The 6,956-nt window shown below is 36.9% G+C and carries 5 protein-coding genes; 1 reads left to right on the top strand and 4 read right to left on the bottom strand.

The features are described from left to right. Positions 1-414: 414 nt before the first annotated feature. Entirely contained in the window at positions 415-1,014 is a 600-nt protein-coding gene (locus tag AC1DUW_RS17835) for an exonuclease domain-containing protein (RefSeq protein ID WP_053346408.1), read from the top strand. Between the two features lie 103 nt (positions 1,015-1,117). Here AC1DUW_RS17835 and AC1DUW_RS17830 read toward each other — a convergent pair whose 3' ends face one another. The 4 genes from AC1DUW_RS17830 to AC1DUW_RS17815 form a co-directional block, all read right to left on the bottom strand. Then, complete coding sequence (locus AC1DUW_RS17830; RefSeq protein ID WP_477643101.1) at positions 1,118-3,505, bottom strand: YhgE/Pip family protein; 2,388 nt, start codon at positions 3,503-3,505, stop codon at positions 1,118-1,120. Positions 3,506-3,924: 419 nt separating this feature from the next. Beyond that, positions 3,925-4,923: an NAD(P)H-dependent flavin oxidoreductase gene (locus AC1DUW_RS17825; protein ID WP_053346409.1), complete on the bottom strand. Its 999-nt coding sequence runs from the start codon at positions 4,921-4,923 to the stop codon at positions 3,925-3,927. A gap of 170 nt (positions 4,924-5,093) precedes the next feature. Further along, the gene (locus AC1DUW_RS17820) at positions 5,094-5,837 is read right to left on the bottom strand and encodes a Cof-type HAD-IIB family hydrolase (protein ID WP_053346410.1); all 744 of its coding nucleotides are present in this window, start codon (positions 5,835-5,837) and stop codon (positions 5,094-5,096) included. Positions 5,838-6,127: 290 nt separating this feature from the next. After that, the coding region (locus AC1DUW_RS17815; protein ID WP_477643100.1) for a cation diffusion facilitator family transporter at positions 6,128-6,956 on the bottom strand (829 nt) is incomplete at its 5' end.

Here is a 6,956-nt window from a genome sequence, read left to right as displayed (position 1 = left end):
GAATCTTACAATCTATACTAGTCCTGAATTGAATTATACAAAGGTAAAGATTGCTTTAAAAAGCATTTCTCTACCTTTTTTAGTTTCCTATTATTTCATATCAATAAGAAAGTGATCTTCTAATATTTAATGATTAAGCATAGAAATTACACTAACAATCGTAGATCTAACTAATTTTTTTTCGCATAAAAGTTAACCGATTACTCCGTCACCTCTATGCTTCCCATGAGCAACTTCAATAATTTTTCCTTTATTACTCAAATTCATATGTTTCTAGTTATCGTCTATAAAATTTTTTAACAATAAATTAATTGAAATCTCAAAGGAACACTATCATTAAAAAATACGCCACTTTCAATAGGCAACCAAAATCAGATATAATAGATAAAAGTAGCCAAAATGGAGGAAAATTAATTGTCTAATAGATTAGGTTTAGTACTAGACGTAGAGACAACTGGATTGCGTCCTACTTCTGATGAAATTATCGAACTTGCCCTTATTCTTTTTACCTATAGCAGCGAAACCGGTGAAATTATTAACCTTGTTGATCAAGAATCGTTTTTAAGAGAGCCTCTCTCTTATCAAGCAAGAAGAAATTATGATCAAGCATACAGGGTTCATGGAATTCCATATAGCTCTGTCGAAGGAAAAAGCTTTCACGATGAAAAAATAAAATCTTTTATAGATCGTTCTGACTCAATTTTTGCCCATAATGCTTCATTCGACAGAAGTTTCCTCTACCATATGTATCCAGAAATCAATAACCATCAGTGGTTCTGTACAATGCGCAATGTCCCATGGAAACAATACGGTTTTGTAAATAGTAAACTCTTAACATTGCTGCGGGCTCATAACATCACAAATTTCCAAACACACCGGGCAATGGACGACATTTCTTATCTAATGGAGCTGCTGCGAAAACCTAGTCCTTCGGGCTATCCCTATTTAAAAGATGTTATTGCTAAAAATCCTATGAAAAAATATGCCCCTTCGTCTCAAAAATCTTGGGTATAATAGAAAAGCAGGAAATTCTAAATAAATTTCCTGCTTTTCTATTTAAACATCCTGGTAAAAATACAAAAAAACAGCGAACCCTATTCGAGTCGCTGTTTTTTCATTATTCTTCACCTGCATCTTCCGTAAATACGTTTTTCATCTTTTTATATCTATAAAAGAAGTATACGAAAGATAGTATTAATGCCACTACAAGGAAAATGGCAAGTATACTAAGGTTATGCCACATGAATCCAAAGTCTCCAGTTGAGATTACTGCTCTAAAAGCATTAATCGAATACGTCATCGGTAAGAATGGAGTAAACCCTTGCAGGAAGCTAGGAACTAATTCATTTGGGAAAGTTCCGCCGCTGCTGGTCAGCTGTAGAATTAATATGAGTAACGCTATAAAACGACCTGGATTATCAAAGGCTGAACCAAGAAATAGAATGATAGCCATAAATGTGCAGCTAGCAAGAATGCTTACTACAAAAAATAATGGCAGACTAGTGACTTCAATTCCAAGTCCTAATATTAATATCAAATCCACCAATATAGCCTGACATATTCCTATAATAGCCATGACCCCGTATTTACTAATAAACCAGCTTAATCCATTTGCAGGAATAACAGCAGGATCTCTTAATGGGAAAATGATTGTCAGAACGATTGCCCCAATAAATAAACTCAATGAAATTAAATAAGGTGCAAAGCTAGTTCCATAGTTTGGCACATTATTAATAGGCAATTTATCAACCTTTACTGGACTTGCAAACATGTCATAAACATCTTCATCGGCTTTTATATTACCTGCTTCGCTTGCTCCGTCTTTCAATTCGTCATGTAATTCTTCCGAACCATCTGAAAGTTTGGCGATTCCATCTTGAAGCTTAATAGCTCCATTCGCTAACTCTCCCATGCCACTTGTAAGACTTGATGTACCTTCTTYTAACTTATCTGTTCCAGTAATCAGACTTTTCGAACCTTCTGATAGCTGAGAAGTTCCATTTGATAATTGCTTCGACCCATCTTCTAATTGATCAAGCCCACTAACCAAATTATTGCTGCCTTCCGTTAATTGTCCAAGTCCACTCTGTGCTGAATCTATACTTTCGCCAAATGTTGTCAATCCAGCTACTAATTGACCCTGTCCGCTTTGTAGATCATTCGCTCCATTGGCAAGTTTATCTTGAGCTTGTTTTAATTGAGTAAAACCACCGCCGAGCGCATTGGTGCCTTTTCCTAACTGATTTGCCCCTTCACTAAGACTAGTGCCTCCCTTAGCAATTTCAGAAGCACTTGCGGATAGTTTTCCTACTCCTTCAGCTACTCCTCTACTTCCTTCACTAATTCCAGATAGAGAAGCAATTAATCCTTCTAAACGAGCTTTCTCTGCAGGATCATCTACAGTTTGAGATTGTTGTTTTAAACCGGAAATAACTTCTTCCAATCCGGCCGCAACGTTCGATGCTCCTGCTTTTGCATCACTCGTAGCAGCACTCCAATCGGACAAAGAACCTGAGAGCTGGCTTGCACCAGTAGCTACACCATTTGCCCCCTCGGTCAGAGTAGGCAGCTTTTCTTCAATCTGATTGAACCCTTCTAAAGATTGTTGCAGTCCTGAAGCTAATTCTCCAGAACCTGCTTCAGATTTTTTGGCTCCTTCTAAAAGTTTTGATTGCCCATCTTTCATTTGTCCAATCCCAGAACTAAATTGTTGTAAGCCTTGATTAAGTTCTTTCGAGCCAGAAGCTGCTGAACCCACTCCATCCGAAAAGGTCAAGGACTTTTCAGCTAATGTTTCCAGGTTTTTATGGATTTCAACTGAACCTGAATGTAGAGAACCAATTCCTTCATCTACTTTTTGTGAACCTTCTTTAGCAGAGTTAATCCCCTCTCCTAGTTCGTTAGACCCATCCTTTACCTTATCGGTCCCGTCTTTCAGTTCGCCTGCTCCATCACTGGCTGATCCAAGTCCATCAGCAACTTCTTTCAAATTATCAAACATTGACTCAGCATAGGTTTTTGTAACGGCCGCAGAAACCTCACCTTTAATTTTCTCGGAAGCTGCGTCACCTATCTTAGTAGAAATATAGTTATACCCTTCATTTGAAGTATATATTAAATCAAGTTTTTCCGGATTTTCTTCTTGCAAGGTAGTTGCATTTTTCGAAAAGTTTTTCGGAATTTCAATCTTCATGTAATAGTCCTGGTTCGCCAGGCCTTCATTCGCTTCTTTCTGACTGACAAAATGCCAATCAAAGTCCTTTTTCTCCTTTAACTCTTTCACTAAGTCTTTCCCAATGGTAAGTTCTGATTCGTTAAGCTCGGCTCCTTCATCCATATTGACAATGGCAACCGGCAATTGATCGACCTTACCATACGGATCCCAAAATGCCCATAAAAATGTCCCGCTATAAAGTAAAGGAACACTAATAATTCCTAATATAGAAATGAGAATTATTGGTTTTTTTATAATAGCCAATAATTCACCTTTCAGCGATTTTAACACACCTATCAAATCCTCCTATACGACAAACATGTCGTTTATTTACTCTACTTCGGTGTAAAGCGAATTGAAAATACATTCATGACTGCTTATCATCTAAAAAATATATATTTTATTTCCTTACTATAAATATATATTTTCTTCTAGAAAAAATATGACTATATTGTTCATCTGGTCATTATCACGAAAAATAATATAACATTTCTACTGCTGGATATCAAATTTATTTACTTTTTAAAATCACATAATTTTTCTTCTTATCTGTAGTATTTTTGAATGGTTATTTATACAAGATTATGTAATCCGTTAAAATAATGTATTCTAAAATAGTATGTAGCACTAAAAAAAGGGTACCCATAATGGATACCCTCATCAAACAAAAAAACAACAAAATTCGAACAACTTGATAAAGCGCTTTCAAATCACTTTGATATAATACCCTTTAATTTACCCGCCTGCTCGGTTAATCTCTCAAGGGATTCCTGATACTCTTTTTCTAGCTGTTTGATGATACCAGCAGTGGTATCTATTTGCTTTATCGCCCCTACACCATGTCCTGCGGACCAAATATCACGCCATGCTTTAGAATCTGATGATTTAGACATGCTGTCAAAATCGACATTTTCTTTTTTTGCTAATTGATCTGGATCCATACCTGCCTTTCTAATACTTGGTTTCAACATATTACAATTAACCCCAGAAAATGCATCAGTCAAGATAATGTCATCATGATTCGACTCGACAAGCATTTCACGATATTCATCATTTGCCCTGCTCTCTTTTGCCACGATAAAACGTGTACCCATATAAGCAAGATCCGCTCCGGCAGCTTGAGCAGCTAAGATGCTGTGACCTGTACTAATGGATCCAGCAAGCAAAATGATTCCGTCCCAGAACGTCCTTACACTGTCAACGAAAGCAAAACTATTTATCTCACCCGCATGTCCGCCAGCTCCTGAAGCAACTAAGATCAATCCATCCACACCTGACTCTGCTGCTTTTTTGGCAAATTCTACGCTGCTGACATCTGAAAAGACCAACCCACCATAGCTATGTACGACATCTACAACATGTTTTGGAGACCCAAGAGAGGTAAGAACGATGGGAGGTTGGTGCTTTTTGACTAATTCCAATTCTTCTTCAAGACGGCTATAAGTTCGGTGAACAACCATATTCATTGCCCATGGAGCAATTTTCTTGCTGGGTTCTTTATCTCTTGCTGCAATTAGTGTGTTATTTATATCACCCATCCATTGATCCAGTACTTCTATCGGCCGAGCATTCGGTGCTGGAAAAGAGCCAATTACTCCATTCAAACAGCATTCTTTCACTAATTCAGGACCAGAAATTAAAAACATAGGCGCTGAGATAACTGGTAAAGATAATTGATTCCACCAGTGTTCAGGTACAGTTCTTCTCATCTATAAAACCTCCCATTTTAATATATTACCAAAATATAACACTATAAGATTATCATACTTCTTAAAGACAAAATTTTCAAGAAATTATTTTTATCTGCAAAATACCACTCTTAACGAGTTAAATTTAAATAAAAAACTGTATATGGATTAAATCCACATACAGCTTTCAATTAATTGGAGAGCACCCATTTTTGGATTGCTTTAGCTACTCCATCTTCTTGGTTAGTAGCAGTGACCCAATCTGCTTTTTCCTTAACTATCTTTTGAGCGTTACCCATCGCTACACCCATCTTTGCTTCTTGAATCATGGCAAGGTCATTTAGACTATCTCCTACTGCCATTACATTATCCATTGTAATATTGAGCAATGAACAAACAAGGTCAATTGCTTTCGCTTTATTTACTCCAAGTGCATTCACTTCAATATTCGTTGGACTTGAATTGCTTATTTCAAGATTTCCTTTTGATTTAAGTTCGTCCATAATAGTTTGGCGAATGGCTTCATCTTTTGTATCAAAGCCGAATTTAAGCCATTGCGAGTCATGAATTCGTTGAGGCATTTCAGCCCTATATATACTATCACAACTAATTGCCCAAAAATGCGTACTATGCCTTTGGCTTAATTCCCACATCCACTGTATGGATTCACTATCGACTATATTTCTTTCCACCAATTTCCCTTGATTGTCGTAAATTTCACTACCATTAACCGTTATAAGATATGACTGAAGCTCCATTGACTTTGCAAAATCACTGCAAGTCGCATAGGATCTTCCAGTGCTTAACACCACAAAAACCCCCTGGTTTTCTGCTTCTTTAATTGCTTTCCGATTTTCCGCAGAAATTTCTCCCGCTTCATTTAGAAGTGTCCCATCCATGTCGAGCGCTACTAGTTTAATTTCTGGTTTATTCATTCTTATTCACCCTTTCTGAATTCTTCTCTATGTACATAATTCCATAATAGCGTATATTGCTTATCCAAGGAAAGAGCGTGATTCAATGAACAGGTTTCAAGGTCACAAATATTTTGTGACCTTTTAGCATTTTATTTAGATTTATATTTTATTAATTTTAACTATCTTGCATTTATAAATGTTACTTTTTTATTTAATATTATCCTTAATCAAACCTGATTTTCTATTCTCAATAGAAGCCCATACACCAATTAGACAAGATTCACATTTTGGAGATATGACACTCCCTTCTATTTATCTTGTTTCCTTTCATTTAGTTCCTTATTAAGTTCACCTTCCCAATTAGCAACGCCGTCGTTTTCATCAAATTCTATAATGACATCCGTTACCCCTCTTTCCTTGAAAATTTCATCAAAGAGCCGGTCTTTAATGTCATCAGCCTGGGCGATAGAAATTTGGGCATCAAGTTCTACCTCTAATTCCACATGAAAATCTTCTCCTTCTTTTAATACCGCCAGTTTTTGGATATCTCTCACATCCGGATCACTCATGACCATAGTTCCTATTTTCTGACGCATCTCAATATCAGCTTCACCAAGAGCTCCCGCTGCATTATCAAGAAAAACCCTTCCAACCACATAAAACATACCGAGACCAATCATGACAGAAGCAACACCTTCTGCTTGAATAAAGGGAGTGAAATTCGCCAACAATATGGCTACTAACGCCAGTATACCTCCACCTGTTGCGACCATATCTTCCATAAATACTAATTTCGTTGCTGGTTTTGCACGTTTTAACCCAGCGAAGCTTTTATAGATGACTGCAGTTCCTTTCGCTTCTATCCCCGCTTCATGTACTACTTCTTTCATCGCTTTAAATAATACATATGATTCCAACACAACCGCTAACGCGAGAACGGACAAATTAATTATCATCCCACTTGACTCTACTGGATGCAAGATGTGATGAAATCCTTCTTTTATCGTTTCATAAGACATGATCCCAACAACCAACACAGCCCCTAAAAGAACTAGGTTAACCAGTCGTCCGAATCCATCTGGAAAACGATTTGTTGGTGACTTTTTACTTAATGCGGAACCAATGAAAACGAAAAAC

The sequence above is a fragment of the Peribacillus sp. P4_C12 genome (assembly GCF_056402095.1).
This window is presented reverse-complemented; position numbering and strand designations above follow the sequence as displayed.

Excerpts from the sequence above, each read along its gene's own strand:
- AC1DUW_RS17820 (WP_053346410.1), bottom strand. The coding sequence starts at position 5,837 with ATGAATAAACCAGAAATTAAACTAGTAGCGCTCGACATGGATGGGACA.
- AC1DUW_RS17825 (WP_053346409.1), bottom strand. The coding sequence starts at position 4,923 with ATGAGAAGAACTGTACCTGAACACTGGTGGAATCAATTATCTTTACCA.